Source organism: Agrobacterium sp. NPDC090283, from assembly GCF_044769685.1.
Taxonomy (GTDB): domain Bacteria; phylum Pseudomonadota; class Alphaproteobacteria; order Rhizobiales; family Rhizobiaceae; genus Agrobacterium.
Window position 1 is genome coordinate 1 of the sequence record NZ_JBIVYG010000033.1, and the last position, 23,603, is coordinate 23,603.

At 59.7% G+C, this 23,603-nt stretch carries 28 protein-coding genes; 15 read left to right on the forward strand and 13 right to left on the reverse strand.

What is annotated here, in order from left to right; all coding sequences use genetic code 11:
• Nucleotides 1-217: 217 nt before the first annotated feature.
• Together ACIQUH_RS27015 and ACIQUH_RS27020 are read right to left on the reverse strand one after the other, a co-directional pair.
• Nucleotides 218-1,258, reverse strand: a complete 1,041-nt coding sequence (locus ACIQUH_RS27015) for a GlxA family transcriptional regulator (protein ID WP_279659061.1) — start codon at nt 1,256-1,258, stop codon at nt 218-220.
• Between the two features lie 271 nt (nt 1,259-1,529).
• Nucleotides 1,530-1,748 (reverse strand): hypothetical protein, encoded by a 219-nt coding sequence (locus tag ACIQUH_RS27020; protein WP_400821109.1) that lies wholly within the window; start codon nt 1,746-1,748, stop codon nt 1,530-1,532.
• A 126-nt stretch (nt 1,749-1,874) separates the two neighbouring features.
• On the opposite strand from ACIQUH_RS27020, the gene ACIQUH_RS27025 reads away from it, so the two are divergent.
• Nucleotides 1,875-2,813 (forward strand): LysR family transcriptional regulator, encoded by a 939-nt coding sequence (locus tag ACIQUH_RS27025; protein ID WP_020810641.1) that lies wholly within the window; start codon nt 1,875-1,877, stop codon nt 2,811-2,813.
• A gap of 53 nt (nt 2,814-2,866) precedes the next feature.
• On the opposite strand, the gene ACIQUH_RS27030 is transcribed toward ACIQUH_RS27025, so the two are convergent.
• Complete coding sequence (locus tag ACIQUH_RS27030) at nt 2,867-3,784, reverse strand: methylenetetrahydrofolate reductase (RefSeq protein WP_400821111.1); 918 nt, start codon at nt 3,782-3,784, stop codon at nt 2,867-2,869.
• Nucleotides 3,785-3,875: 91 nt separating this feature from the next.
• Nucleotides 3,876-4,652: a formyl transferase gene (locus ACIQUH_RS27035; protein ID WP_400821159.1), complete on the reverse strand. Its 777-nt coding sequence runs from the start codon at nt 4,650-4,652 to the stop codon at nt 3,876-3,878.
• 193 nt (nt 4,653-4,845) lie between these two features.
• Here ACIQUH_RS27035 and ACIQUH_RS27040 point away from each other — a divergent pair, with 193 nt between their 5' ends.
• Together ACIQUH_RS27040 and ACIQUH_RS27045 are read left to right on the forward strand one after the other, a co-directional pair.
• Nucleotides 4,846-5,007 carry an entericidin A/B family lipoprotein gene (locus ACIQUH_RS27040; RefSeq protein ID WP_003495552.1) on the forward strand — a complete coding sequence of 54 codons (162 nt, stop codon included), beginning with the start codon at nt 4,846-4,848 and terminating at the stop codon, nt 5,005-5,007.
• Nucleotides 5,008-5,125: 118 nt separating this feature from the next.
• Nucleotides 5,126-5,878 carry a phosphodiester glycosidase family protein gene (locus ACIQUH_RS27045; protein WP_400821114.1) on the forward strand — a complete coding sequence of 251 codons (753 nt, stop codon included), beginning with the start codon at nt 5,126-5,128 and terminating at the stop codon, nt 5,876-5,878.
• Between the two features lie 9 nt (nt 5,879-5,887).
• Here the strand turns inward: ACIQUH_RS27045 and ACIQUH_RS27050 are convergent, their stop codons facing one another.
• Together ACIQUH_RS27050 and ACIQUH_RS27055 are read right to left on the reverse strand one after the other, a co-directional pair.
• On the reverse strand, nt 5,888-6,238 hold the full coding sequence (locus ACIQUH_RS27050; RefSeq protein WP_400821116.1) for a hypothetical protein: 351 nt from the start codon (nt 6,236-6,238) through the stop codon (nt 5,888-5,890).
• A gap of 392 nt (nt 6,239-6,630) precedes the next feature.
• Nucleotides 6,631-6,897 (reverse strand): hypothetical protein, encoded by a 267-nt coding sequence (locus ACIQUH_RS27055; protein WP_400821118.1) that lies wholly within the window; start codon nt 6,895-6,897, stop codon nt 6,631-6,633.
• On the opposite strand from ACIQUH_RS27055, the gene ACIQUH_RS27060 reads away from it, so the two are divergent.
• Nucleotides 6,896-8,299, forward strand: coding sequence for an L-serine ammonia-lyase (locus ACIQUH_RS27060; RefSeq protein WP_400821120.1), 1,404 nt, complete (start codon nt 6,896-6,898; stop codon nt 8,297-8,299). The genes ACIQUH_RS27055 and ACIQUH_RS27060 overlap by 2 nt on opposite strands.
• Nucleotides 8,300-8,364: 65 nt before the next feature.
• Complete coding sequence (locus ACIQUH_RS27065; RefSeq protein WP_400821122.1) at nt 8,365-8,799, forward strand: DUF1489 family protein; 435 nt, start codon at nt 8,365-8,367, stop codon at nt 8,797-8,799.
• Between the two features lie 262 nt (nt 8,800-9,061).
• Here the strand turns inward: ACIQUH_RS27065 and ACIQUH_RS27070 are convergent, their stop codons facing one another.
• Complete coding sequence (locus tag ACIQUH_RS27070; RefSeq protein ID WP_003523403.1) at nt 9,062-9,670, reverse strand: transglutaminase-like cysteine peptidase; 609 nt, start codon at nt 9,668-9,670, stop codon at nt 9,062-9,064.
• A 207-nt stretch (nt 9,671-9,877) separates the two neighbouring features.
• On the opposite strand from ACIQUH_RS27070, the gene ACIQUH_RS27075 reads away from it, so the two are divergent.
• Nucleotides 9,878-10,162 (forward strand): hypothetical protein, encoded by a 285-nt coding sequence (locus ACIQUH_RS27075; RefSeq protein WP_400821125.1) that lies wholly within the window; start codon nt 9,878-9,880, stop codon nt 10,160-10,162.
• A gap of 221 nt (nt 10,163-10,383) precedes the next feature.
• Here the strand turns inward: ACIQUH_RS27075 and ACIQUH_RS27080 are convergent, their stop codons facing one another.
• Nucleotides 10,384-11,001 (reverse strand): PilZ domain-containing protein, encoded by a 618-nt coding sequence (locus ACIQUH_RS27080; protein ID WP_400821127.1) that lies wholly within the window; start codon nt 10,999-11,001, stop codon nt 10,384-10,386.
• 183 nt (nt 11,002-11,184) lie between these two features.
• Nucleotides 11,185-11,742, reverse strand: coding sequence for a PAS domain-containing protein (locus ACIQUH_RS27085; RefSeq protein ID WP_400821129.1), 558 nt, complete (start codon nt 11,740-11,742; stop codon nt 11,185-11,187).
• Nucleotides 11,743-12,095: 353 nt separating this feature from the next.
• Here ACIQUH_RS27085 and ACIQUH_RS27090 point away from each other — a divergent pair, with 353 nt between their 5' ends.
• Nucleotides 12,096-12,833 carry a rhomboid family intramembrane serine protease gene (locus ACIQUH_RS27090; protein ID WP_400821132.1) on the forward strand — a complete coding sequence of 246 codons (738 nt, stop codon included), beginning with the start codon at nt 12,096-12,098 and terminating at the stop codon, nt 12,831-12,833.
• Between the two features lie 154 nt (nt 12,834-12,987).
• Nucleotides 12,988-13,422, forward strand: coding sequence for a CBS domain-containing protein (locus tag ACIQUH_RS27095; RefSeq protein WP_400821135.1), 435 nt, complete (start codon nt 12,988-12,990; stop codon nt 13,420-13,422).
• A gap of 213 nt (nt 13,423-13,635) precedes the next feature.
• Here the strand turns inward: ACIQUH_RS27095 and ACIQUH_RS27100 are convergent, their stop codons facing one another.
• The 3 genes from ACIQUH_RS27100 to folE form a co-directional block, all read right to left on the reverse strand.
• Complete coding sequence (locus ACIQUH_RS27100) at nt 13,636-14,574, reverse strand: patatin-like phospholipase family protein (RefSeq protein ID WP_400821137.1); 939 nt, start codon at nt 14,572-14,574, stop codon at nt 13,636-13,638.
• A gap of 95 nt (nt 14,575-14,669) precedes the next feature.
• Nucleotides 14,670-15,122, reverse strand: a complete 453-nt coding sequence (hisI, locus tag ACIQUH_RS27105) for a phosphoribosyl-AMP cyclohydrolase (RefSeq protein ID WP_400821139.1) — start codon at nt 15,120-15,122, stop codon at nt 14,670-14,672.
• Nucleotides 15,123-15,246: 124 nt separating this feature from the next.
• Nucleotides 15,247-15,873 carry a GTP cyclohydrolase I FolE gene (gene folE, locus ACIQUH_RS27110; protein ID WP_003495569.1) on the reverse strand — a complete coding sequence of 209 codons (627 nt, stop codon included), beginning with the start codon at nt 15,871-15,873 and terminating at the stop codon, nt 15,247-15,249.
• Nucleotides 15,874-16,154: 281 nt separating this feature from the next.
• Between folE and ACIQUH_RS27115 the strand changes: the two genes are divergently transcribed.
• The 4 genes from ACIQUH_RS27115 (at nt 16,155) to thrS (ending at nt 19,615) form a co-directional block, all read left to right on the forward strand.
• Nucleotides 16,155-16,601 carry an iron-sulfur cluster assembly scaffold protein gene (locus ACIQUH_RS27115; protein ID WP_400821141.1) on the forward strand — a complete coding sequence of 149 codons (447 nt, stop codon included), beginning with the start codon at nt 16,155-16,157 and terminating at the stop codon, nt 16,599-16,601.
• A 3-nt stretch (nt 16,602-16,604) separates the two neighbouring features.
• Nucleotides 16,605-16,964 (forward strand): membrane protein insertion efficiency factor YidD, encoded by a 360-nt coding sequence (gene yidD / locus ACIQUH_RS27120; protein WP_400821143.1) that lies wholly within the window; start codon nt 16,605-16,607, stop codon nt 16,962-16,964.
• Nucleotides 16,961-17,485, forward strand: coding sequence for a DUF1697 domain-containing protein (locus ACIQUH_RS27125; RefSeq protein ID WP_400821145.1), 525 nt, complete (start codon nt 16,961-16,963; stop codon nt 17,483-17,485). Before yidD ends, ACIQUH_RS27125 begins: the two co-directional genes overlap by 4 nt.
• Before the next feature lie 126 nt (nt 17,486-17,611).
• Nucleotides 17,612-19,615, forward strand: a complete 2,004-nt coding sequence (thrS, locus tag ACIQUH_RS27130) for a threonine--tRNA ligase (protein ID WP_400821148.1) — start codon at nt 17,612-17,614, stop codon at nt 19,613-19,615.
• A gap of 205 nt (nt 19,616-19,820) precedes the next feature.
• Here the strand turns inward: thrS and ACIQUH_RS27135 are convergent, their stop codons facing one another.
• Complete coding sequence (locus tag ACIQUH_RS27135) at nt 19,821-20,801, reverse strand: hypothetical protein (protein WP_400821150.1); 981 nt, start codon at nt 20,799-20,801, stop codon at nt 19,821-19,823.
• A 109-nt stretch (nt 20,802-20,910) separates the two neighbouring features.
• Here ACIQUH_RS27135 and ACIQUH_RS27140 point away from each other — a divergent pair, with 109 nt between their 5' ends.
• The 3 genes from ACIQUH_RS27140 (at nt 20,911) to ACIQUH_RS27150 (ending at nt 23,369) form a co-directional block, all read left to right on the forward strand.
• Nucleotides 20,911-21,492, forward strand: a complete 582-nt coding sequence (locus tag ACIQUH_RS27140; RefSeq protein ID WP_400821153.1) for a nitroreductase — start codon at nt 20,911-20,913, stop codon at nt 21,490-21,492.
• Nucleotides 21,492-22,109 (forward strand): flavin reductase family protein, encoded by a 618-nt coding sequence (locus ACIQUH_RS27145; RefSeq protein ID WP_400821155.1) that lies wholly within the window; start codon nt 21,492-21,494, stop codon nt 22,107-22,109. The genes ACIQUH_RS27140 and ACIQUH_RS27145 overlap by 1 nt, the downstream gene beginning before the upstream one ends.
• A gap of 105 nt (nt 22,110-22,214) precedes the next feature.
• Nucleotides 22,215-23,369, forward strand: a complete 1,155-nt coding sequence (locus ACIQUH_RS27150) for a DUF2336 domain-containing protein (RefSeq protein ID WP_400821157.1) — start codon at nt 22,215-22,217, stop codon at nt 23,367-23,369.
• Nucleotides 23,370-23,603 lie beyond the last annotated feature (234 nt).

The following is a 23,603-nucleotide window of genomic DNA, read 5'->3' on the forward strand; positions in this document are numbered from 1 at the left end:
TCGCAAACGCCATTCTCAGGGACAAAACCACATTCAAAACATCCTGAGAATAATATCCACCAATACAGTTGCCAGCGCGATCAAGTCCTTGATCGCGAGAGACTCTTTTCACGGCGCAGACGCGCCGTGGCTGGATGCCGGATCTAGTCCGGCATGACGGAGGACAGGTTTTTGCTCTGAGACAAGTTCTGTCGCGTTTGAGGCCTTCAACTCGCCTTCAATGCGCGGCCTTGCCTGCCTGGCTCGCCATCGCCATGCGCGAGGCGCTGATCAAGAGCTTGCGTTCGGCGCGCTCCTGCTGCGGCGTGCGATTGTAGATTTCGCGATAACACTTGGAAAAATGCGAAGCTGACACGAAACCGCAGGCGACGGCGACTTCGACCACCGGCATGGCCGATTGCACCAGCAGGTGGCGGGCGCGGTCGAGGCGGATTTCGAGGTAATAACGGGCGGGCGAGCGGCCCATTTCCTGACGGAAAAGGCGCTCCACCTGCCGGCGTGACAGATCGGCGGCATCGGCGATATCGAGCAGCGACAGCGGTTCGGCGAGATTGCCTTCCATCAATTCGATGATCGACAGAACCTTGCTGTTCTGTACGCCAAGCCGCGCGCGCAGCGGCAGGCGCTGGCGGTCGTTCGGGCTGCGGACCCGGTCGGTCAATTGTTGTTCGCAGACGCGGTTGACGAGGTTTTCGCCGAAATCCTGGCCGATCAGGCTCAGCATCATGTCCAGCGAGGCCGTGCCGCCGGCGCAGGTATAGATGTTGCTGTCGACTTCGAAGAGATCGGCATAAACTTCCACCTGCGGGAAGGCCTCGGAAAAACCGGGAAGGTTCTCCCAGTGGATCGCGCAGCGCTTGCCGTTCAAAAGGCCCGCCTGTGCGAGAATATGGGCGGCGGTACAGAGGCTGCCGATGGCGATGCCGCGATTATAGGCTTCGCGCAGCCAGGCATTGACAGACTTGTTGATGTGTTGGTCCACATCAATGCCCGAACAGATGATCGCCATTTCCGGGCGATTTTCGCCACTGACGTAGCGCCTTTCGTCGGCAAGACAGGTATCGGCCTCAAGACAGATGCCGCTCGACGACATGACCTTCTGGCCATCGAGCGAGGCGAGGCGCCACTCATAGGCTTGATAGCCCAACATTCGGTTGGCGATGCGAAGCGTTTCAACCGCTGCGGCGAAAGGCAGCATGGTAAATTGCGGAATGAGAAAAAAGACGATTGAGCGTTTCTTCTGGGAGTTCCTGCTCATTTGCCCGTGCTCCGTTGCGAATACGCAATTCCTCTCTTGGAATTGGTCTTCTGGATGTCCTGTTTACGACATCTTTAACGAAAAATACGCCGTGGAATCGGGGCTGTCAAAAAATCGCTTTTGAAATATGCAAATTTTGCGACAAGCCTTTAAAAAAGGCGGCGTGTCGCATGCAAAACAGGCAGGCTATTTTGCGCCCTTGTCCTTCCATTCGAATGACGGGCAGGGATGGCTCGCACGTCTAGAAACGTTGCGAGCCATCGGTTGAATGTCATCTGCGGGCGACGTTTATGCGGCTGTTGTCCGTCGTCGGCCATCCGATATCCTTCAATGTTTCAGGCGGCAATGCCTCCAGTGCACGAAGCATTTTTTCGCGACGCCATGCGGCGTAACGGGCGGCAACGTGGTCGGAGAGGCGATGAAGCCAGCCGCTGGATGACGGATGCTGCGAGGAACGGTTTGCCACTGGGAGATAATGTATCATGGTCATGTCTTGATCCTTTCCTGAACCACGATCCTGTTTGCGACTTAGGTATGTGCTTGCCGGCGAGGCTAAATCCGCCCCGTCAATCGATGTCCCGGATGGTGCGCGCTTGTTGACATTCAATCAAACGAAATGATATCCATCTATAAATCAAAATATTTGAAGGTGCGTGCCATGACCGTGACTTTCCGCCAACCGCTGCCGTTGCTGGATAACGACATATTGAGAACCTTCGTCGCCATTGCGGAAACGGGAAATTTCTCGACCGCCGCGGAAGTGGTGTTCAGAACGCCCTCTGCCGTTTCCATGCAGATCAAGAAGCTTGAAGAGCAGCTGAAGACAACGCTGTTCCTGCGTGACGCCCGCTCCGTGACATTGACGGCGCATGGGGAGACGCTGCTGACCTATGCGCGGCGCATGATCGCGCTCTCCAACGAGGCCGTGTCGCGTTTCGTCATGCCCGAGCTTTCCGGTGTCGTCCGTCTCGGCGCGCCGGAGGATATTGGCGAGCGTGGCCTGCTGCCGGGCATTCTCAAGCGTTTTGCCGAGGCGTTCCCCGGCATCATGATCGACGTCACCATCGATTCCAGCTCCAATCTCTATAAGCGCATGGATGAGCAAAGGCTCGATCTCGCCCTCGTCAACTGTGCCTCCCATCCGCTTCGGGATACGGGCGAGGTGCTGATGCGTGAACGCCTCGTCTGGGCGGGTGCCAAATGCGGCACCGCCTATCTGCGCGATCCGTTGCCGATCTCCATCTGGGAAGAGGGCTGCATCTGGCGCTCGGAAGCGATCCATTCGCTGGAAAAGCGCGGGCGCAATTTCCGCGTGGCCTATCTCAGCGGCCATACCATGGCGCAGCGTGCGGCGATTGCTGCCGATCTGGCCATCGCCCCGCTGCCGCGGTCCTATGTGCAGAACGATATGGTCATTCTGGGCGATAAGGAAGGCCTGCCGGAACTCGGCTGTTTCGATATCCGCCTGATCATGGGTGACAAGGCGTCCCGCCCTGTTCTTGCCGTGGCTGAAAGCATCCGAAACGCTTTTGTCGAAGTCGCCAAGGCGGCCTGAGATCTTGGGGGTGCGCGGCGGCCGTGGCCGTCACGCCGTTAGAATGGCGGCTTTTAGCCAGCCATTGAATCCGGCGATGCCGAACGGTCCGCTGCGCCGGTTTGCCAGCTGCCGCGTTTGACCAGCCAGTCCGCCGAATTCTGCAATCCGCCGAAGGGGAAGACGTGAATTTGCCGTATCGGTCCCTGCGGATTGGCCTGCCAGTGCCGCTCGATCGGCCCGACGATGCTTTCCGGTGAATGGCCCTTCGCCAGCGTCGTCAGGGAAAGCGCGTTCTTCTTGAGATAGGCGATGGAATTGCCGACACCGCAGAGCGCGGCATATTTCAAGAGCGTCGTGATCTTGGCCGGGCCGGAAACGCCGATATGCACCGGTAAATCGATGCCTGATGCCGCAAGCCCCTCCGCCCAGGCGATGAAGCGGGCGGGGTCGAAACCGAACTGGGTGACGATGCGCAGGACCGCATCGCTTCTTTCCGCAAAATCGCGTTTCAGCCGGAGTGCGGCCATCGCCGTCTCGTCGCTGAAATCCGGGCTGCCCTCGGGATGACCGGCAATGGCGATCTGTTTTATGCCATAGCGGTCGAAAATGCCTGATGACAGCATGTCCATGCTGGATGCGAAGGGACCGGCAGGCCTGTCGACGCCGCCGCCGACTGCCAGCACATCCGTTACGCCCGCTTCGCCCGCCAGCCTCTTTACCTGCTCCTCAAACTCCGCGCTGGACGTGACGCGCCGCGCCGCCAGATGCGGCACCGGCTCGTAACCGAGGCCGCGCAGATGTCTGGCGGCGTCAACGAGTTTTTCCTGCGAGGCTGCGCCGGTGTCGGTCAGATAGACGCGGACACCCTGCGGAAAGAGGCCGGCAAGGTCTGTGGCGCCGAGCACCTGCGCGGGTGAGGCTTCGATGGAGGCCGGAATGATGGAGGCGGAAATATCGAGCAATTTGTGCGTGATCCTTTTTATTATCATGCACCGATTTCGCGGCGAAGTCTGTGCCTGTTGCGGCAAGTCAGGCTTGCATCTGCGACGAAGCTCGGCTGCAACCCCCTGAAGCGCGCTTTCACCAGATCCGTTTCGTCAGGCCGTTCCACAACCATGTCCACAGGGTCGGCGGGAACCGCAGCACAGATTTTCCGGGTGAGGGCGGCTGCGGCGCGAGGCTGCCGGAAAGGGCGTCCTCGATGGCGCTGACGGCGATATCCACCGAAGCGGCGGTCAAAAGCAGCGGATAGGTGGCGATCGTGTCGGAAGGGGATGGCTTCAGCCGCTTCTCGTAGAGGGTGGCGCCGGTATCCACGCCCTTGTCGACCAGATGCACGGTCGCGCCGAAATTGCCGCGGTCCCTTTCCACCAGCGCCCAGTATCCGCCCATCTGGCCACGATAGGCAGGATTGATGCCGGCATGGAAATTGATGACCGGGCATTGCAGGGCCTGAAGCGTGGGTGGCGTCAGCAGGCGGCAGGAAATGGTGAAGATCGCCGCCGGTTTCAGCAGGCTGGCGGCCTTGCGGCATTCCTCGTCGTTGAGCGAGGCGAACCGGGTGACGGGAAGGCTGTGGTGGAGATCGGAAGAAAGACCGTGTTCGGCGATGATCTCATTGCTTCTGCGAACCGTGAAGCGCTTGCCGAGCCGTGAGGCGATCATCGTCGCCATCTGGCCCGCCGCGACAATCCAGCCGAGCCGTCGCGCGCGTCGTTTGAAAATGACCGACTTGCTTTCCGGCTGCTCCATGAAAACATGAATGTCGGGAAACCGGGCCGCCAGCGCATTGATCATGACATTGGGGTTCACGCCGCCTGCCGTCATCACCAGAAGTCGATTGTTGATGTCAGTCATATCACCCACGGGATTTTCCTAAGCCACGACCCGGATGCTGAGTTTCTCTCGGGAACTTCAAAACCCTGTTAATTTTCATCGACAGGATTTTTTGAAATGCCACTGGAACCGTTTTTTGGGACGTAACGTTATTGTGACGCATATCACATCGGTGCTTGCCTTTGGACGGCAAGTCATAGGGGAGTAGTTTCACATGATCACACGTATTCTTTCGACCGTTTTCGTGGCTTTGCTGACCGTTGTCACCCTGAGCTCCTGCGGTAACACCATTCGCGGCATGGGCCGGGACACGGCGAACGCCGTCGACGCGACGCAGGATGCCGGCCGCAATGTGGACCGCGCCGCCCGTCGCTGACGACATCTCCCCTTAAAGGTGCGGCGTCATCCTGAAACACGGGTGACGCCTTTTCTTTGACCGAATTTTCCTGCGAATGTGCCCCGACGAGAATCGCGGGGCGGGCATGAACGGATCGATGAAAAGACTGGCGAAGCTGCTGTTGCCATTGCTGTTGCCGTTTTCGGCCGAGGCCGGCGGGCAGGCGGATTTCTGCAGGATCATGGACCATGCGGGCGGTCGTTATACCGTCTGCAGTTTCGATCCGGCAAAAAGCACCATCCGGATTTACGACCGCGATCATGTCTCCGGCCAGGGATATGGCTCCTTCGCCGCTCTCTCATCGGCCTTGTGGCGGCAGCACATGTTCAGCGTCTTCGCCATGAATGGCGGCATGTACCATTCGGACTATTCCCCCGTCGGCCTCTTCATCGAAAACGGTATCGAACGCTCGCCGATCAGCACCGGCGGCGGCTGGGGCAATTTTCATCTTCTGCCCAATGGCGTGTTTTATCTGAAGGGGGCCGCGGCCGGCGTGCTGGAAACGCAGGCCTATCTGGCGGCGGACCCGAAACCGGATTTCGCCACCCAATCCGGGCCGATGCTGGTCATCGATGGCAAGCTGCATCCGCGTTTTCTGCCCGATAGCGACAGTCTGAAACGGCGCAACGGTGTCGGCATCTCCCGCGACGGCATGGTGCATTTCGCCATTTCGGAAAACACCGTGCGCTTTTACGATTTCGCCACGCTGTTCAGGGATGTGCTGGATGCGCCGAATGCGCTCTATCTCGACGGCACGATATCCAGCGTCGATATTCCCGCAATGAAAAGGCGGGACCAGCTGTTTCCAATGGGGCCGATCATCGCCGTTGTCGACAGGGTGCCGGATTAACCTGAAGGATCAGATCGGTGCCTTGGGATAGGCCTTTTCAAGACCGGCCGATGCCGTCAGTCCCTTGCGGAAGGCGAGAAAAGCGGGGTGCTGGCTCGCTTTTGCGGTTTCCGTGATGCGGATCTGCAGCCGGGCAGGGGCATTGCCGCCAAGCCATTCGCCGGTCGTTTCCAGCTTCAGACTGTTGAGGAAACGGGCGTTGGTCTGCTGGTCGAGATAAAGATTGAGGCCGGCCAGCAGGTTTTCGTCCTGCAGGGCGTTTTCCATCAACAGCAGCACCCAGGCTTTATCCTCGCTTGCAAGCGAAGTGAGTTTCGATGCGACCGTTTCGCTATCAGGGAATGAGGATGCCTGCTGCATGGGAAGACTCGCATCGTTGTCGTTGCCCTCGTCGATAAAGCAGCACTGGCGGGCTTTCAAGGCTCGGCACTTCCGCGGAAAAAATTCGACTGTAAGGTGTTCCGCCGTGAGGGTTTTCAACATGCGTTTGTGCATAACCTTTAAATAACGGTTACACTTTAGCCTAAATTGCGGCGAAGCCCAAAACGGTGCCATTTCACGCCTCGCGCTAACACCTTGTTTTTTCACATACCTATGCACGGGGCGAATGGCAGCCCGTCGAAAACGCCTTCATTTAGCCGCTTTTTGCATTTGCGTTCGCCACCAGATTTTAATAAATGCTTGCCTCAACGGGCCGGGTCTTGAAGATCCCCCGGAGAGTGAATAGCTGGAGTAATCATGGAAGAAACCGCTCAGAAATCCTGCTGGGGCGTCACCTTGCGCGCACTTGCAGGCTTTGCCGCTTTTCTCGCATTGACGTACATTTTTGGCAGCCCATAAGCATCTCTCCTGAATGACGGGTTTTGAAACGGCGCGGTTTTCCTTCGGAAACCGTGCTGTTTTCGTTTGAAGGCAATTATGTCGCAGCTGCGCAAACCGCTGACGCTCTTTTGTGGCGATCCGCTTCGGCTTTGGATATGATGGTGGTGGAATCCATTCTTATTCAGGACGAACTTCATGTTTCTTTCGGTCTTTGACGTCTTCAAGATCGGTATCGGTCCTTCGAGCTCCCATACGATGGGGCCGATGACGGCGGCCAACCGCTTTCTGGCGCTGATCCTCAGCGATGAGTGGCCGCGTCCGGCGGGCGCAGCCGTTGCGCAGCTGAAGGTCAGCCTGCATGGTTCTCTTGCCTTTACCGGTATCGGCCACGGCACCGGGCGTGCGGTCATTCTCGGCCTCACCGGCGAACGACCGGATATTGTCGACCCCGATGCGATGGACGCCATTATCGAGACGGTGGAAAAGGCCGGCACCGTGACGCCGCCCGGCCATCCGTCCTATCTGTTCCGCCCGGCCGAAGATCTGGTCTTCGACAAGAAAAACCCGCTGCCCGGCCATGCCAACGGCATGACCTTTTCCGCCTTCGACAATCAGGGCAGGCTGCTCATCAAGCGCATCTATTATTCCGTCGGCGGCGGTTTCGTCGTGACCGATACGGAGCTGGAGGCGATCAAGCAGCGCGGCAAGACCATCGATAACGGTCCGCGCGTGCCTTATCCCTTCGCCTCCGCGCGGGAAATGCTGGATATGGCGGCCCGTTCCGGCCGCACCATCGCCCAAATGAAGCGCGCCAATGAGGAGACGGTGGTTTCCCGCGAGGAGCTGAACGAGCGTCTCGACCAGATATGGGAGGCGATGAACGGCTGCATCGAGCGCGGGCTGAAGGTGGACGGCATCATGCCCGGCGGCCTGAAGGTGCGCCGCCGCGCCCGCTCCATTTACGAGAAGCTGAATGCGGAATGGCGCAGCAACCGGTTGAACCCTGTTATGGCCAATGACTGGCTGAGCGTCTACGCCATGGCCGTGAACGAGGAAAACGCCGCCGGCGGCCGCGTGGTCACCGCGCCGACCAATGGTGCGGCAGGTGTCGTTCCGGCGACCGTCAGATATTTCCGGCATTTCCATGAGGATGCGAGCGTCGACGACGTGCGCGACTTCTTGCTGACGGCGGCCGCCATCGGCGGCATCATCAAGCACAATGCCTCGATTTCAGGCGCGGAAGTGGGCTGTCAGGGCGAGGTGGGTTCGGCTTCCGCCATGGCGGCGGCGGGCCTTGCCGCGGTCATGGGCGGATCGCCGGAACAGGTGGAAAATGCCGCCGAGATCGCGCTCGAACATCATCTCGGCATGACCTGCGACCCGATTGCCGGGCTTGTGCAGGTGCCGTGCATCGAACGTAATGCCATGGGCGCGGTGAAAGCGGTAACGGCGGCCTCGCTGGCGCTGAAGGGCGACGGCCAGCATTTCGTGCCACTCGATGCCTGTATCGAGACGATGCGCCAGACCGGCAACGACATGAGCGAGAAATACAAGGAAACCTCCACCGGCGGCCTTGCCGTGAACGTTGTGGAGTGCTGAGCGGGCAGGGCGTCGAGCATGGTCGCCATGCTTGACGCCCGCCGCAAAAAGGCATTGATAGAACCATGCCTCTACATCTCATCAAACTTTGCGTCGGCGCGGATTCAATCCAGGACTTGAGAGACTGGGTCGCGCATCGCGCGCTGACCGCAATTGCCACGGGCCTCGAGCCGCACAGCGTCCACACCACCCGGATGATCCCGAAACGTGTCGAGGAATTGCTCGAGGGCGGTTCGCTCTATTGGGTCATCAAGGGACAGGTGCAGGCGCGGCAGAAACTTCTCGATATCCGCTCCTTCAAGGGCGAAGACGGCATTTCCCGCTGCGATCTCATTCTCGGCCCGGAGGTCATCGAAACCTCACCGGCGCCGAAGCGCCCGTTTCAGGGCTGGCGTTACCTGAAGGACGACGAGGCGCCCCGCGATCTCGGCGGCGGCACGGGCGGCGAGGACATGCCTTCCGATCTCAGGCGCGAACTGGCGGAGCTTGGGCTGCTCTGAAGAGTAGCGGATCAGGCGCAACGGGACGGCAGGTGTTCCGCGGCTCCAGATAAGGGGTGGCTGCGAATTCCGGAACCCTTCCGTCGTCATGCTCGGGCCTGTCCCGAGCATCTGCGACGTCTTGATTTTACTCAACGGGATTAGATCCTCGGCACAGGACCGAGGATGACGTGGAGTGTCGGGCTGCTTTCAGCAATCCAAAAAAAAGCCGACCCCTTGCGGAGCCGGCTTTTTCATTTGGGGAGACGGGTCGGTTATTGGGTCAGTTGATGCCGCCAACCGCTGTGGTGGCGCGGCCATCCTGGATTTTCACCCAGCGGCCGGGATTGGCGGTGTCCTGGCGCTTCAGGTAGGTATATTCGGTTTCCGACCAGTTCATGACCTTGTTGCGCATGTTGTCGAGAACGAAATCGCCACGATCGGTGCGGACGGTCAGAACGGCATGGCCTTCGCCATTCGGCTGCAGAACCACGGTGATCAAGAGGTTGGAGGCGGAGAAGCCCTTGTTCATCAGCATCTTGCGCTTCAGGAGCACGAAGTCTTCGCAATCGCCGACCGTGGTGGGATAGGCCCAGCGCTCTTCGACGCCATAGATTTCCATGTCGGTCATCGGCGTGATGGTGGTGTTGACGGTGTAGTTGACGTCGAGCATCGTCTTCCAGCGCTCTTCGGTCAGCTTCATCGGGCCGTTGTCCAGCGAGGTCGGCTGGCATTCGCTCTGATAGGTCTGGCAGAATTCATAGTGGCCGATCGGCGGGTTGGCCTTGCCGATGACGCGCATGACGGCGGCCGGCGAAGCGCTTGCCTGATGCGCGAAGGCGCTGACGATGAATGCGATCAGAGTGAAAACGAAACGGTTGTTCTTGTTCATTGCTTGTCTCCCCGTGGTGAGGAGACATTCGCAGGTATATTTTGACCCGGCGGAAATTTGCGAAGCGCAATTTGAGCTTAAATTTCAGCAAATTAGCCGTTGTTTTGAACTGTATTCGAACTAGTTTTTACGCGTGTTTGAAGCAAATTTTATTACAATTTTACGCATCCGGGCTTTAGGCTTTTGGTAGCCATCTAGGCCGCTGTATTGACAGCGATTTTCCGCGTCCTGCGGTTTCCGTGGCCACGCGCGGCCGGTTCGCGGCGCTCGACGAAGAGGTGGATTTCCCGTTTTGGGATGGCTGTTTCAGGCTGGGACAGGCCGGAAAAGGCGACAAAAAAACTTCAAAAAAACTGCATTTTTTCTGGGAAAAATGTTTTGCGGAGCGTTTTTCGTGCCGTTGATGATCTGGCCAAAGGCGCAACAGGTTCCGCCGCGCTCATCCTTTTTACCGACTATGGTGGATCCAGGTCGATCTGCCGCGTGCCGTAGGCGTCAGGGTATGAAATGGAAGTTCGGTCGCGAGAAGTGAGAAAAAGCACCTGACGCCAGGAGCGACTGGTGACCCCGATACGGTCGAAGACAAAGCATAGTCTGCCAAGGCGCCATCCGGGAATCTTCGCAATTATGCGATTGGGGCGAGCGCAAAACGCGCCGAAAATGCTGCACGCATTCTTACGGGCGCAAAACCTGCCGTGTCCGGGTGGAACTACTTAGAGAAATTCAATCAGCGCGTCGGGCGACTGAACCCGGTCGAATTCGACCGCGACGCCTTCCATGAAATGGCGCACGATCTTGCCGCTCATGTTCTTGCCGAGCTGGACCCGGCTTCCGAGCGGCGGCCGGTTTTCGATCTCGATGGCGGCACCCGACAGGGAAAGGTCGATCAGCCGGCAGGCGACGAGCACGCCGTCTTCCAGAACGAGCTGTGCCTTGGCGTTACGCGGCGTCAGGCGGTCGTGGCGGCGGTCTTCCGGCAGGCCGAGCAATTGGCGCTTGGCGATCCAGGCGAGCTGCGCGGCGAGTTTCTCCCGCTTGCGCTCCGGCGCGTTGATGGCGATGAGGAAGCCCGATGCGGTGAGCGATGTCACCGTGCCTTCTATCCGGCCGATATGCTGAAGATAGGCGATGACGCGATCACCCTGACGGGCAATGCCCGAGCAGGTGAACTGCGCCCTTTCGGCGGTCATTTCGGTCGCGGTGCAATCATATTCCTCATGGTCGGGCAACATCAGGCGGCCGGTGAAGGACACACGGACGGCGTCATCGAGGTGAGCTTCCTCAACCGGACGCAGGATTTGGGCAGTGTTGACCGAACGGGACGAAAACATGGGCAGCGCAATTGTAATGAATGATGACGGTAAGTTTCTACCCTGCGCGAGTTAACAGACTGTATTGTTTAATCTCTACAATTTTTCTGATCGGCAATATCGTTACAGTTCTGACGTATTTTTTTGAGATTTCGGTGCGGTCGGACCTCTCCCGGAGGCGCTGGGAGCGTTGGAACAGGTCCGTCAGCAGCTTTCGGCGCGCGGTGTATCGGCGGCCCCCTCATTCACCTGATACCCTGCCGGCGCGATGTCCAGGCGCAGCAGGCGGCTGCTTTTCATGGACAGGCACTGGATGGGCGCGGCGAATTCGGGTCGTGGCCGTTCGGCAAGCAGCGCTCCAAGCAGCCTTGGAGTGGCGTCGGGATCGGTGCGCAGCGGCAGGAGCAGCATTTCGAATGCCAGCGGCTCAGCGCCATAGTTGTCCTCCGCCTCGACATCGAAGACCACGGGCAACTGGTGGTGCAGGATGCCGCGCGCGACGCGGCAGGGGAAGACGGCATTTGCCGGCTGCCACAATTCCGAAAACGGGCGATCCCGCAATTCCCGGCCGAACAGATCACAAAGGCGAGTACCGGCAAGGCGGAAGAACGGGGTGTTTTCTCCCTTGTCCGTGAGGATAAAAAGATCGCCGAGGTGATGTTTCAGCTTGGCAGGATCGAGATCCTCGCGTCGCGGGGCCGATCGCTTGCCGCGCAGTTCATCCCAATAGGCATATATGTTCAGTCCGGCCATGCTCTTCATAGCATCTCTCCATGTTCGTTTTTGGGACATCATGTCCATCCGAACGTCTGTATCTGGAGGTGTAGCGATTTTCGTGCCAAGTGGATTTGTTAAGGTTAACAAAGGGTTGATATTGCCCGATGACGATAGTCGTGGCATCGGTGCGGCCATGTCGGGGAAAGCTCCGTCAGCACAATTCGATGGTGCCGCCCGTTCATTTACGGCGGGCCTGCAAGCCGGACCGCTCCTGGCCCGGCGCCTTCACCGGTTGCGGTTCTGGCGTCGTGCACTTGGAAGGCGGTACGGCTTTTTTTTCGTCCGGGCTTCCTATATTGCTCGGGGAACGCAAAATTCGATCAGACAGGGATGGCATCATGTCCTACGGGGACGGCGAACAGCCGCCGGTTTCGGAAACGCCGGAGCCGAAAGACGACACGAACAATCCCGTCTTCAACCTGCCATCGCTGCTGGTCGGCATCCTGGCCGCGCTGATTGTCGCTTATGTCATTCCCGCCTATCTTCTTTCGGAGGAAGGCAATGGCTGGTTCATCTTCACCTTCGGCTTCATTCCGCTGCGTTATGCCGTGCCGTTTTCCCAGCAGGGGCTGGAATGGCTCTGGACTCCGGTAACCTATTCTTTCCTGCATGGCGGCATCGAGCACATTCTCTTTAACGGATTGTGGCTGATGGCCTTCGGCGCGCCGGTTCTGCGCCGGATCGGAACGGTGCGCTTCGTGCTGTTATGGTGCATTTCCGCCGCCGTTTCCGCCTTTGGCCATGCCGCGCTGAACTGGGGGGATGTAACGGTGCTGATCGGGGCGTCCGGTGTGGTTTCGGCGTTGATGGGGGCGGCCTGCCGCTTCGCTTTCCCCGCGCGGGGCGGATATAGCGCCTCCTTCGGTCATCTGATGCCGCGTCAGAGCATTGTTGGGGCGCTTTCCAACCGCACGGTGCTGATCTTCACGCTGATGTGGCTGTTCGGCAATGTGCTGATTGCGGTCGGCGTGCCGCTGTTCGGCGATGTCGGCGGTGAAATCGCCTGGGACGCACATGTCTTCGGCTTTCTGCTCGGCTTCCTGTTCTTCGGGCTTTTCGATCGGCAACTGGTCTGAGCCGATCACGCTCCTTGTCGGCCGTGGCGCAAATTTGCTTTCGCACGTCCCATCCGGGATTGCATTCATGCGGACCTCAGCGCACCATATCCCATGATTTGCAACCGCCGGGGGAGACTGCGGCGCTGCGTATCGCTGAAAAGAGGAGGAAGGCATGCCAACATTCGTAAAGGATCTTCTCGACCGCAAGGGCCGGGACGTCGTGACTGTAGGGCCGGAGGTCAGCATCGGCGAGGCGGCGGGAACGCTGCATGCGCACAAGATCGGTTCCGTCGTTATAACCGATGGCGATGGCGTGGTTCTCGGCATCTTCACGGAACGCGATCTGGTAAAGGCCGTGGCGGGCCAGGGTGCCGCTTCCCTCCAGCAATCCGTGTCGGTGGCCATGACCAAGAACGTCATCCGCTGTCATCACAATTCTACCACCGATGAGCTGATGGAAATCATGACCGGCGGACGTTTCCGCCATGTTCCGGTTGAAGAGAACGGCCGCCTTGCCGGCATCATCTCCATCGGTGACGTGGTGAAGGCGCGGATTGGTGAGATCGAGGCCGAGGCTGAGCACATCAAGGCCTATATTGCCGGGTGAGGCCTTTGTAATGGGAGGTGCGTTCTAGCGTGGCATTTCCACGGGGGAGTTGAGGGGCCAAGTGCCTCGCTCCCTCATTCCTGTGCTTGTCACAGGAATCCAGTCGACGCGCGTCTGCGCGGCGGGGAAGAGTCCTTTCAGCCCAAGGACTTGGGCTGGCTGGATTCCTGTGACAAGCACAGGAACGAGGGACGGGGCGTGGGAGTGTCGCCCTTAGCGCCGGAATGCCTGCTGCATGCGCTCGAGTTCCGGAATACGCGCGCGCGTCTCCTCATATCCCCGGTCGATGGCTTCGCTGGCGCGATGGAATTCCGAGAGGCCGATATCGTTGATGCGCGGATGCAGCATCAGATCGGGCGGATCGCCCGCCAGGCGCGAGCGCGAAATCCTGTCCTGGATGATGTTGAAGGCCTGCACCATGACGCCCGGCAGGCCGGGACGCGGCGCCGTTTCCACAGGTGGCGTGCCGCCGCCATGCGGTGAGGCCGCGTGCTTGACCACGGCGGAACGGCCGAAGAGATCGTAATTGAGGTTGACGGCAACGACCAGCGCCTGCTCATAGGCCCGGCAGACGGAAACGGGCACGGGATTGACGAGCGCGCCGTCAATCAGGGTGCGACCGTTACACAGCACGGGTTCGAAAATGCCCGGCAGCGCATAGGAGGAGCGCAGCGCCGTGACGAGATCGCCCTGATGGATCCAGACCTCGTGGCCGGTGCGCAGTTCCGTGGCGACGGCAATGAAGGGATGGTCGAGGTTTTCGACACGCAGGCCTTCCAGATGCTCCTGCATGCGCTTGGTCAGCCGCATGCCGCCAAAGAGGCCACCGCCGCCGATCGTCAGGTCGAGCAGTCCGGCAATGCGGCGCATCGTCAGCGACCGGGCGAATTCCTCCAGCTCATCGAGCTTGCCGGCGAGATAACAACCGCCCACAAGGGCACCAATCGAGGTGCCGGCGATCATGCCGATCTTCACGCCCGCTTCGTCCAGCGCCCGCAGCACGCCGATATGGGCCCAGCCGCGGGCCGCCCCGCCGCCAAGGGCGAGCGCAATTCTGCGCGTATCGACGATCTGGGTGACGGGCGGCTCATTGCCGGTGGCTTCGGGATTTCCAGCCGCAAGATTATTGTGACGATTTCCCCATCCCAACATGACCGCACTCCCTGCCAGTTCCTTCGGGCTCCCCCCAAATCCCTGGAGCCCGTTATATTGGTAGCAAATTGGTGCGGCCGATGGAAGGTGGCCGTTTATGTGTCGGAATAGGTGGTGGCCGGATCGAAATGGCGGGTGTCGTCGGTAATCTTCGTCACAGCATCGCCGCTGGAGAGCTCGACGGTGCGATAAAAGCACGAGCGGCGGCCCGTGTGGCAGGTCGCATCATGGCCGGCGACGGAGACCTTCAGCCATACGGCGTCCTGATCGCAATCGGTGCGGAATTCCTTCACCGTCTGCAGGTTGCCGGAGGTTTCGCCCTTCTTCCAGATCTTGTCGCGGGAACGGCTGTAATAATGCGCGATGCCGGTTTCGAGCGTCAGCGACAGGGCTTCCGCATTCATGTGTGCGACCATCAGCAATTCGCCGTCGCGTGCATCGGTAACCACGGCGGTGACGAGGCCGTGAGCATCGAATTTCGGCGAAAAGAGACCTGCGTTTTCGAGCACTTCCTTGTCCGCAGGCGCGGACGGAAACGAAATGGACATGGCGACCCCGGGAGAAAAGCGGAAGGTTTCAGAGCGGCGGAGACAATGCAATCAGTCCGCCACTCCAAAATTTGTCTGGGCAGCGGGTTTCAGGAAACCCGCGCTACACTTTCCGGTCCGATGTTCAGCGGTTCCGCACCATGGTCATGAAGCGTACCTGCTCGGCCGGGTCGTTCTTGAACGTGCCGGTGAAGCTGGTGGTCAGCGTCGTGGACCCTTGCTTGTTTACGCCGCGCATGGACATGCACATATGTTCGGCGTCGATCATGACGGCAACGCCACGCGGTTTCAGCGTTTCTTCGATCGATCTTGCGATCTGCGCGGTCATGTTTTCCTGCGTCTGCAGGCGGCGGCCGAAGATTTCGACGACGCGGGCGATCTTCGACAGGCCAAGCACGCGGCCGGCCGGAAGATAGGCGACATGCGCCTTGCCGACGATCGGCACCATATGGTGCTCGCAATGGGAGAAGAACGGGATGTCGCGCACCAGCACCACATCGTCATAACCGCCGACTTCCTCGAAGGTCGTGCCAAGCACGTCCTGAACATTCAGCTCATAACCGGCAAAAAGCTCGCGATAGGCCTTGGCGACGCGCTTGGGCGTATCCAGAAGTCCTTCGCGGGCGGGATTTTCTCCTGCCCAGCGCAGGAGAACGCGCACGGCTTCTTCCGCTTCGGCCTGGCTTGGGCGAGCTTCGGCCACGTCTGGTTTTGCGCCAGCGCCGGGGAAATTCTTCACGATCGCATCCATTCCGTCTCTCCCGATGCGGGTAAAGGCCGCACCTGAATTCGTTTTTCATCGCGAACCCATGTTCGCAGCTGCTGCTATCTGGTTGTTTTACAGCATTTTGGCAAGGCCGATGCTGTTTTTTCGGTATCGGAGCCGTTAATTTGATCACGGCTTGATGTCCAGAAAGCTCGTTAGCATATAATGAGAATGAAGGGCAGGAAAGCTTCACTGCGACAAACGCTGTGTTTGAAAAATCTGACCTGTCCCGTTTTGGGCATTATTGAGCGCGCCGGACACTTTCGATGGACGATATCTACAATAATCGCATTCTGGAATTTGCCGGGAATATTCCACTGACGGGAATTCTCGAGGATGCCGATGCCAGTGCCGAAAAACACTCGCGGTTATGCGGCTCTAAACTCAAGGTCTATCTGAAGGTCGAAGACGGCATAGTGACGGCGTTTGCGCATGAAGTCCGTGCATGCGCACTGGGGCAGGCCTCGGCCTCCATCATGGCGCATCACATCGTTGGGGCTTCCACCGGCGAAATCCGGCAGGCGCGGGAAGATATGCTCGCCATGCTGAAACAGGACGGTGAGGGACCGACGGGCCGTTTTGCGGACATGCGGGTGCTTTTGCCGGTCAGGGATTTCAAGGCGCGCCACGCGTCCACCATGCTGACCTTTGAGGCGGTGGTCGATGCGCTCGATCAGATCGAAGGCCGGCCGGCTCTCAACGTCGCGGGTTAACTGATGTGCGGCGAACCGGGCTGCCGGCACCAGCAGACAGCGGTGAAAACCGGGCGATCCCGCAACTGGGCGGGCAGCTTCGCAAGGACACCGGGACGGCTTTTCGGCGTCGGCTTCATCAGGCTGTATCAGCTCACACTGTCAGGTTTCGTTGGTAATTCCTGCCGCCACATCCCGACCTGTTCCGAATATGGCTATGAGGCGATTGCCCGCCATGGGCTCTGGGCTGGCGGCTGGATGACGCTGTTTCGTGTGGCGCGCTGCGGCCCTGGCGGCACCAGCGGGCTGGACCCGGTGCCGGAAGAACTCGATGGCAGCAAACGCTGGTGGATGCCGTGGCGTTACTGGAGCCGAAATCGATGAATGACTATGTGGCCCTGCTGCACAGCATCGTGCTTGGCCCCGGCAAGCGGCTCATCATGGCCGATCTCAGGGCGCTGGCGGAAGAGCTGGGATTTGCAGAATGCAGGACGCTTGTGGCGACAGGAAATCTGGTTTTTCGCACTGAGGCGGCACCTGTTCGCGAGATCGAGGACAGGCTGGAGCGCGCCTTTGAGGCCCGTTTCGGCAAACATGTCGATATTCTCGTTCGTTCGGGCGGCGACTGGCTGAAGCTGGCGGCGGACAATCCGTTTCCGCATGGCAATCCACCTGACGTCTGCGTTCGGGTCATGCGGAAGCCGCTGGACGGGAGCGTTCTTGGATTATTTGACAAGTCTCGTCAGCGGGAAGAGGTTGCCGTGGTCGGCGGTGACCTGTGGATCGATTTTCAGGGGAAACCGAGCGAGAGCCGGCTGCTGTCGGTCCTGACCACCAAAAGGCTTGGTATCGGCACGACCCGCAACGCCAATACGGTCAATGGTCTCGCGGAAATGCTTCGCTGACCTGCCCTTCACCTTTGACTGGAATGGCAAAAGCCTTTATCAGCCTGCCTGTTCGCTTATCGCGGGCAAATCATTATTCCAACACCACCCGCATTCGTTGGCGGGACTGGACAGGAGCACGAGACGATGTCTGAAGCCATTTCCCTTACATTTCCCGATGGATCCGTGCGCAGCTACCCCGCCGGCACGACCGGCCGTGAGGTCGCCGAATCCATCTCCAAATCGCTTGCCAAGAAGGCCGTCGCCATTGCGCTTGACGGCACCGTGCGCGATTTGTCCGAGACCATCACCGATGGCAAAATCGAGATCGTCACGCGTGAAGACGGCCGTGCGCTGGAGCTCATCCGCCACGATGCCGCGCACGTGATGGCTGAGGCCGTGCAGGAACTGTGGCCCGGCACGCAGGTGACGATCGGTCCGGTCATCGAAAACGGCTTTTATTACGACTTCGCCAAGAACGAGCCCTTCACGCCGGAAGATCTGCCGAAGATCGAAAAGCGGATGAAGGAAATCATCCTGCGCAACAAGCCGTTTACCCGCGAAATCTGGTCGCGCGAAAAGGCCAAGGAAGTCTTCGCCGCCAAGGGCGAGAACTACAAGGTCGAACTCGTGGACGCGATCCCGGCAGGCCAGGACCTGAAGATCTATTATCAGGGCGACTGGTTCGATCTCTGCCGTGGCCCGCATATGGCCTCCACGGGGCAGATCGGCACGGCCTTCAAGCTGATGAAGGTGGCGGGCGCCTATTGGCGCGGTGACAGCAACAATGCGATGCTGTCGCGCATCTATGGCACCGCCTGGGCGACCCAGGAAGAGCTGGACAATTACCTGCACGTTCTGGCCGAAGCTGAAAAGCGCGACCATCGCCGCCTCGGCCGTGAAATGGACCTGTTCCATTTCCAGGAAGAGGGGCCGGGCGTGGTGTTCTGGCACGGCAAGGGCTGGCGCATGTTCCAGACGCTGACGGCCTATATGCGCCGGCGGCTCGCCAATACCTATCAGGAAGTCAACGCGCCGCAGGTGCTGGACAAGTCGCTGTGGGAAACCTCCGGTCACTGGGGCTGGTATCAGGAAAACATGTTCGCGGTGAAATCCGCCCATGCCTTTACCCATCCCGATGACGAGGAAGCGGATCAGCGTGTGTTTGCGCTCAAGCCGATGAACTGCCCCGGTCACGTCCAGATCTTCAAGCATGGCTTGAAGTCTTACCGCGAAATGCCTGTCCGTCTTGCGGAATTTGGCACCGTGCATCGTTATGAGGCCTCCGGCGCATTGCATGGCCTGATGCGTGTTCGCGGTTTCACGCAGGACGATGCGCATGTCTTCTGCACGGAAGAACAGATGGCGGCGGAATGCCTGCGCATCAACGACCTGATCCTCTCGGTCTACGAGGATTTCGGCTTCAGCGAAGTCGTCGTCAAGCTCTCCACGCGCCCGGAAAAGCGCGTCGGTTCAGACGATCTCTGGGATCGCGCCGAAAGCGTGATGCTGGAGGTTCTGAAGACCATCGAGGAACAGTCCGAAGGCCGCATCAAGACGGGCATCCTGCCGGGTGAGGGCGCGTTTTACGGGCCGAAGTTCGAATATACGCTGAAGGACGCCATCGGCCGTGAGTGGCAATGCGGCACGACGCAGGTGGACTTCAATCTGCCGGAACGCTTCGGCGCCTTCTATATCGACCATAATTCCGAAAAGACGCAGCCGGTGATGATCCATCGCGCCATCTGCGGCTCCATGGAACGCTTCCTCGGCATTCTCATCGAGAACTTCGCCGGCCACATGCCGCTCTGGTTCGCACCGCTTCAGGTCGTCGTCGCCACCATCACCTCGGATGCGGATGATTACGGTCGTGAGGTTGCCGAAGCGCTGCGCGAGGCGGGCATGGCGGTTGAGACCGACTTCCGCAACGAGAAGATCAACTACAAGGTCCGCGAGCATTCGGTGACCAAGGTTCCGGTCATCATCGTCTGCGGCCGCAAGGAAGCGGAAGAGCGCACCGTCAACATCCGCCGTCTCGGTTCGCAGAACCAGACGTCGATGTCGCTCGAGGAGGCGATTACAAGCCTCGTGGACGAGGCGACGCCGCCGGATGTCAAGCGCAAGCTTGCGGCGAAGAAGCAGGTTGCCTGATAACAGTTACGGCCCCTTTGGGGGCCGTTTTTGTTTGCGGGGTGAGGGACGCTTAAAGCTCTCTGAAGTCATCCTCGGGCTTGACCCGAGGATCCACAGTCTGGCGGGGGAATGGATCCTCGGGTCAAGCCCGAGGATGACGTGGAGGGTGGTGGGTCCCTCCGCATAACTCGCCTCCGACGAGACGATGAATGTGCAATGTCGGCTACTCGAAATCCCCGGTCATGTCTTCCGGCGCCTGGTCCTTCATCAGCACTTCCACATCCGAATCCCGGCCGGACGTGACCTTGAAATTGCGCTGGAAGACCTTGTCCTTGTTGCGGGCGATGGCGGTATATTCGCCTTCGGCCAGCACCATGGTCGAAAAGGCGCTTACGCTTTCATTGACCACGTCGCCGCCGCCGTTCAACACCGACCAGGCCGTATCGGCAATGGCTTCGCCGCCCTCTTCGGAAACGAGCTTGAGGGTGATCTGCGCCGCCTGATGCTGCAGCGTCGCTTCAGTCAGCTTGCCGGCTTCGACCTGGATATCGGCACGCACCACGGCGTTGACGTTGCCGTATTCCGAAACCACGTGATAGGTGCCGGCATTCAGCCGCACGATGGTGTTGGGCTTGATGTCGGCCATCACGAGACCGCGCTCGCCATCCGGTCGCGCATCGGAGGAATAGACGGAGAATTTCAGCTGGTTGCCGGAAATCTGCTTGTCGGAGCCGGCAACGGCGTTCAGCACGAAACCGCCGGCATCGAGGATCAGTACCTGTTTCTGGACATTGCCGGAGGCCGGGACATTGAGCTTCTTGGTGACACCCGCACGGCCGAAGGCGACGTTGACGAAATATTCGCCCGGCACCAGATGGAATTCCGCCGAGCCGCCCTCTGAGCTTGCCAGCATCGGCAACTTGCCGTCCGCGCCTGGAATGGGGCTGAAGACGCGCCAGGAGAGGCCTTCCTTCACCGCTTCGCCTTCGCTCGTCAGCTTGGCTTCCATGGCGATATCGCGGGCGGTGCTTGTCGGGGCGTTGGGAGCGGAAGGGGCGGTGAAAGCGTTGAGTTTCGGCATTTTCGGCGTGCCGCCGAGTTGCTTGAAATCCTTAAAGGCGTCCTGCGACAAGGCTGCCTGCGATAAAACGCCGATCGCGGCGAACGCAATGACCAGACGTGCCGCGATTTTGATTGCCGACATTTTCGATACCGATTGACTTCTTGATTTTCCCGGATCACTTCAAAACCAATGCCGTGGCTATTTCAAGGCCCTAGTTTCTCGATGACAGCAGAATGGAAGATATTTGACCATGACCAGCGATATCAAGCTCCTCGATTATCTCAAGGTTCGCCGCTCCATACCGGCCCTGCAACTCAGCGAACCCGGACCTTCGAAAGGTGAAATCGAGGAAATCCTGCGCCTTGCCGTGCGCGTGCCCGACCATGGCAAGCTCGCCCCCTGGCGTTTCGTGGTTTATCGCGGTGAGGAGCGGGTGCGTCTCGGCGAGACGGCGCTCAGGATCGCGCTCGAGAAGAATCCCGATCTCGATCTGCAGCAGCAGGAAGCGGAGCGTACGCGCTTCACCCGCGCGCCTGTTGTCATTGCCGTCATCAGCACCGCAAAACCGCATTTCAAGATTCCCGAATGGGAGCAGGTCATGTCCGCCGGCGCCGTGTGCCTCAACGTCATCTTCGCGGCCAATGCCAATGGTTTTGCGGCGAACTGGCTGACGGAATGGCTTGCTTTCGATCCGGCATTCCTTGCGGAGATCGGCGTCAGCGCTGAAGAAAAGGTCGCGGGTTATATCCACATCGGCTCGACGACATTCCCGCCGGTGGAGCGACCACGCCCCGAATTGGCGGACGTCGTCACCTGGGTCGGGGACATCTGATGTTCTACACCACGGATACCAACCAGCACGGCCTGCCGCATGACCCGTTCAAGGCGATCGTTGCGCCGCGGCCGATCGGCTGGATCGGCTCGAAGGGCAGGGAGGGCGTCCTGAACCTCTCGCCCTATTCCTTCTTCAACGCGATTTCGGACCGGCCGAAGCTCGTCATGTTCTCCTCGAGCGGCCGTAAGGACAGCCTGCGTAATGTCGAGGAGAGCGGGGTGTTCACCGCCAATCTCGTCAGCCGCCATCTGGTGGACCGGATGAATGCGTCTTCCGCGCCGGTTGCTTATGATGTGGATGAGTTTCAGCTTGCAGGCCTCACCGCCGTTGCCGGTCGGGTTGTGGATGCGCCCTATGTGGGCGAGGCTCTAGCGGCTCTGGAGTGCCGCGTGACGCAGATCCAGCAACTGATGGATGTCGAGGGAAAGCCATCCGACTCGTGGATGGTGATCGGGCAGGTCATGGCGATCCATATCGATGAGACGATCATTCGTGATGGCCGCATCGACATGGGGCTTGCGCGTCCCGTGGCGCGCATGGGCTATATGGATTATTGCGATGGCGGCAGCGATGTATTCCAGCTGCAGCGCCCCTCTGCTGCGCCATCAGTATAATCCTTCGCCGGCAAGGGTTAAATTTTATGGTGAACCAAACGTAAACCATTTGCGCCTAGAGTTTTATACATGGTGGCGGCGATGATGCCGTCATCCATTGTATGAATGTGTTTCGAGGCTCAGGTGATCGTACAGGCATTTCTTCGCTGGTCTGAAAAGGCTGGATCGGGCGAGCGGGCAAAAGCCGCCAATGCGCTCGGCCGTGCCTATCTGCAGTCCGACATGGCGCGGGAAAACCGCGATGCCGCCTATATGGCGATGACCTATCTTCTCGATGATCCTTCGCCGCGTGTGCGGCTGGCGCTTGCCGAGGCGCTGGCGGATGCCCATGATGCGCCGCGCGCCATTCTCGTTTCGCTTGCCGAAGACCAGCCGGAAATCGCCTGCACGGTGATTGCCCGTTCGCCGGTTCTCGGTGAGGCCGATCTGGTTGATCTGGCCGGGCGCGGCGAAAGCCTGACGCGCTCCCTCATCGCCGCAAGGCCGGGCCTGCCGCGCGGTGTCTGCGCCGCACTCGCCGAAGTCGGCGATCTGCCGGAAACTCTCATCCTGCTCGAAAATGACGGCGCCTTCATCACACCGTTTTCGCTGCGGCGCATTGCCGAGCGTCACGGCTCGGATGCCGATATCCGCGACCTCCTGCTTCGTCGTGACGCCTTGCCTGCCGATGCGCGTCACCTGTTGATGGGCCGTATCAGCGAGGCGCTTGCGGGCTCCGCGCTGGTTCATGCGATGATTGCGCGCAACCGTGCCGACAGTCTTTTCCGCGAAGCGGAGGATGCCGCCACCATCCTCATCGCTGCCGGTGTTTCTTCACCGGAACTGCCGGCGCTGGTGGAACATCTGCGCCAGCGGCTGGAACTGACGCCGGCGTTGCTCATCCATGCCGTCTGTTCGGGGCGGCTGGAGTTCTTCACGGCGGCGATGGTCAATCTTTCCGGTCTCGATGACCGCAAGGTGCGCGCCATTCTGGCCACCGGGCGACCGCATGCGCTGAAGGCCCTGTTCCAGTCGATCGGTCTTTCGGGTGATGTGGTCGACGTTTTCATCGAAGCGACGCTGATGTGGCGCCGCGCCGCCCGCTCGCAGCTTTCGGAGGCCGCGGCCTCCGTCTCGGCCGAATTGCTGGCGCATTTCCGTGACGTGAGCGGCTCCGAAACGTTGTTCGAACTGCTGCATGCCGTGCGCAAGCTGGCCATTGCGGAGGAGCGGCAGAAGGCACGGTATTATGCGGAAGCGCTTTCGGTTGAGGCGGCGTAAGATCCGTGATGTTTCCGGGTAGGAGCGTCCCCACGCCCTCATTCCTGTGCTTGTCACAGGAATCCAGCTGACGCGCGTCTGCGCGGCGAAAAGATTCGCTCTCAGCCCAAGGACTTGGGCTGGCTAGATTCCTGTGACAAGCACAGGAATTGTCTGTCGAAAAAGTGCTTTATTGTTCGGGACGTTGGATGACCTCCGAGGCGGCCACCCCGGAGGCCATGCGGTTGTACGCCC

Excerpts from the sequence above, each read along its gene's own strand:
- ACIQUH_RS27030 (WP_400821111.1), bottom strand. The coding sequence starts at position 3,784 with ATGATAATAAAAAGGATCACGCACAAATTGCTCGATATTTCCGCCTCC.
- ACIQUH_RS27150 (WP_400821157.1), top strand. The coding sequence starts at position 22,215 with ATGTGTTTCGAGGCTCAGGTGATCGTACAGGCATTTCTTCGCTGGTCT.
- ACIQUH_RS27045 (WP_400821114.1), top strand. The coding sequence starts at position 5,126 with ATGAAAAGACTGGCGAAGCTGCTGTTGCCATTGCTGTTGCCGTTTTCG.
- ACIQUH_RS27060 (WP_400821120.1), top strand. The coding sequence starts at position 6,896 with ATGTTTCTTTCGGTCTTTGACGTCTTCAAGATCGGTATCGGTCCTTCG.
- ACIQUH_RS27080 (WP_400821127.1), bottom strand. The coding sequence starts at position 11,001 with ATGTTTTCGTCCCGTTCGGTCAACACTGCCCAAATCCTGCGTCCGGTT.
- ACIQUH_RS27065 (WP_400821122.1), top strand. The coding sequence starts at position 8,365 with ATGCCTCTACATCTCATCAAACTTTGCGTCGGCGCGGATTCAATCCAG.
- ACIQUH_RS27115 (WP_400821141.1), top strand. The coding sequence starts at position 16,155 with ATGGACGATATCTACAATAATCGCATTCTGGAATTTGCCGGGAATATT.
- ACIQUH_RS27135 (WP_400821150.1), bottom strand. The coding sequence starts at position 20,801 with ATGTCGGCAATCAAAATCGCGGCACGTCTGGTCATTGCGTTCGCCGCG.
- ACIQUH_RS27095 (WP_400821135.1), top strand. The coding sequence starts at position 12,988 with ATGCCAACATTCGTAAAGGATCTTCTCGACCGCAAGGGCCGGGACGTC.
- ACIQUH_RS27035 (WP_400821159.1), bottom strand. The coding sequence starts at position 4,652 with ATGACTGACATCAACAATCGACTTCTGGTGATGACGGCAGGCGGCGTG.
- ACIQUH_RS27025 (WP_020810641.1), top strand. The coding sequence starts at position 1,875 with ATGATATCCATCTATAAATCAAAATATTTGAAGGTGCGTGCCATGACC.
- yidD (WP_400821143.1), top strand. The coding sequence starts at position 16,605 with ATGTGCGGCGAACCGGGCTGCCGGCACCAGCAGACAGCGGTGAAAACC.
- ACIQUH_RS27020 (WP_400821109.1), bottom strand. The coding sequence starts at position 1,748 with ATGACCATGATACATTATCTCCCAGTGGCAAACCGTTCCTCGCAGCAT.
- ACIQUH_RS27125 (WP_400821145.1), top strand. The coding sequence starts at position 16,961 with ATGAATGACTATGTGGCCCTGCTGCACAGCATCGTGCTTGGCCCCGGC.
- ACIQUH_RS27050 (WP_400821116.1), bottom strand. The coding sequence starts at position 6,238 with ATGCAGCAGGCATCCTCATTCCCTGATAGCGAAACGGTCGCATCGAAA.
- ACIQUH_RS27090 (WP_400821132.1), top strand. The coding sequence starts at position 12,096 with ATGTCCTACGGGGACGGCGAACAGCCGCCGGTTTCGGAAACGCCGGAG.
- ACIQUH_RS27140 (WP_400821153.1), top strand. The coding sequence starts at position 20,911 with ATGACCAGCGATATCAAGCTCCTCGATTATCTCAAGGTTCGCCGCTCC.
- ACIQUH_RS27040 (WP_003495552.1), top strand. The coding sequence starts at position 4,846 with ATGATCACACGTATTCTTTCGACCGTTTTCGTGGCTTTGCTGACCGTT.
- folE (WP_003495569.1), bottom strand. The coding sequence starts at position 15,873 with ATGGATGCGATCGTGAAGAATTTCCCCGGCGCTGGCGCAAAACCAGAC.
- ACIQUH_RS27015 (WP_279659061.1), bottom strand. The coding sequence starts at position 1,258 with ATGAGCAGGAACTCCCAGAAGAAACGCTCAATCGTCTTTTTTCTCATT.
- ACIQUH_RS27070 (WP_003523403.1), bottom strand. The coding sequence starts at position 9,670 with ATGAACAAGAACAACCGTTTCGTTTTCACTCTGATCGCATTCATCGTC.
- ACIQUH_RS27100 (WP_400821137.1), bottom strand. The coding sequence starts at position 14,574 with ATGTTGGGATGGGGAAATCGTCACAATAATCTTGCGGCTGGAAATCCC.
- hisI (WP_400821139.1), bottom strand. The coding sequence starts at position 15,122 with ATGTCCATTTCGTTTCCGTCCGCGCCTGCGGACAAGGAAGTGCTCGAA.
- ACIQUH_RS27145 (WP_400821155.1), top strand. The coding sequence starts at position 21,492 with ATGTTCTACACCACGGATACCAACCAGCACGGCCTGCCGCATGACCCG.
- ACIQUH_RS27085 (WP_400821129.1), bottom strand. The coding sequence starts at position 11,742 with ATGAAGAGCATGGCCGGACTGAACATATATGCCTATTGGGATGAACTG.
- ACIQUH_RS27055 (WP_400821118.1), bottom strand. The coding sequence starts at position 6,897 with ATGAAGTTCGTCCTGAATAAGAATGGATTCCACCACCATCATATCCAA.
- thrS (WP_400821148.1), top strand. The coding sequence starts at position 17,612 with ATGTCTGAAGCCATTTCCCTTACATTTCCCGATGGATCCGTGCGCAGC.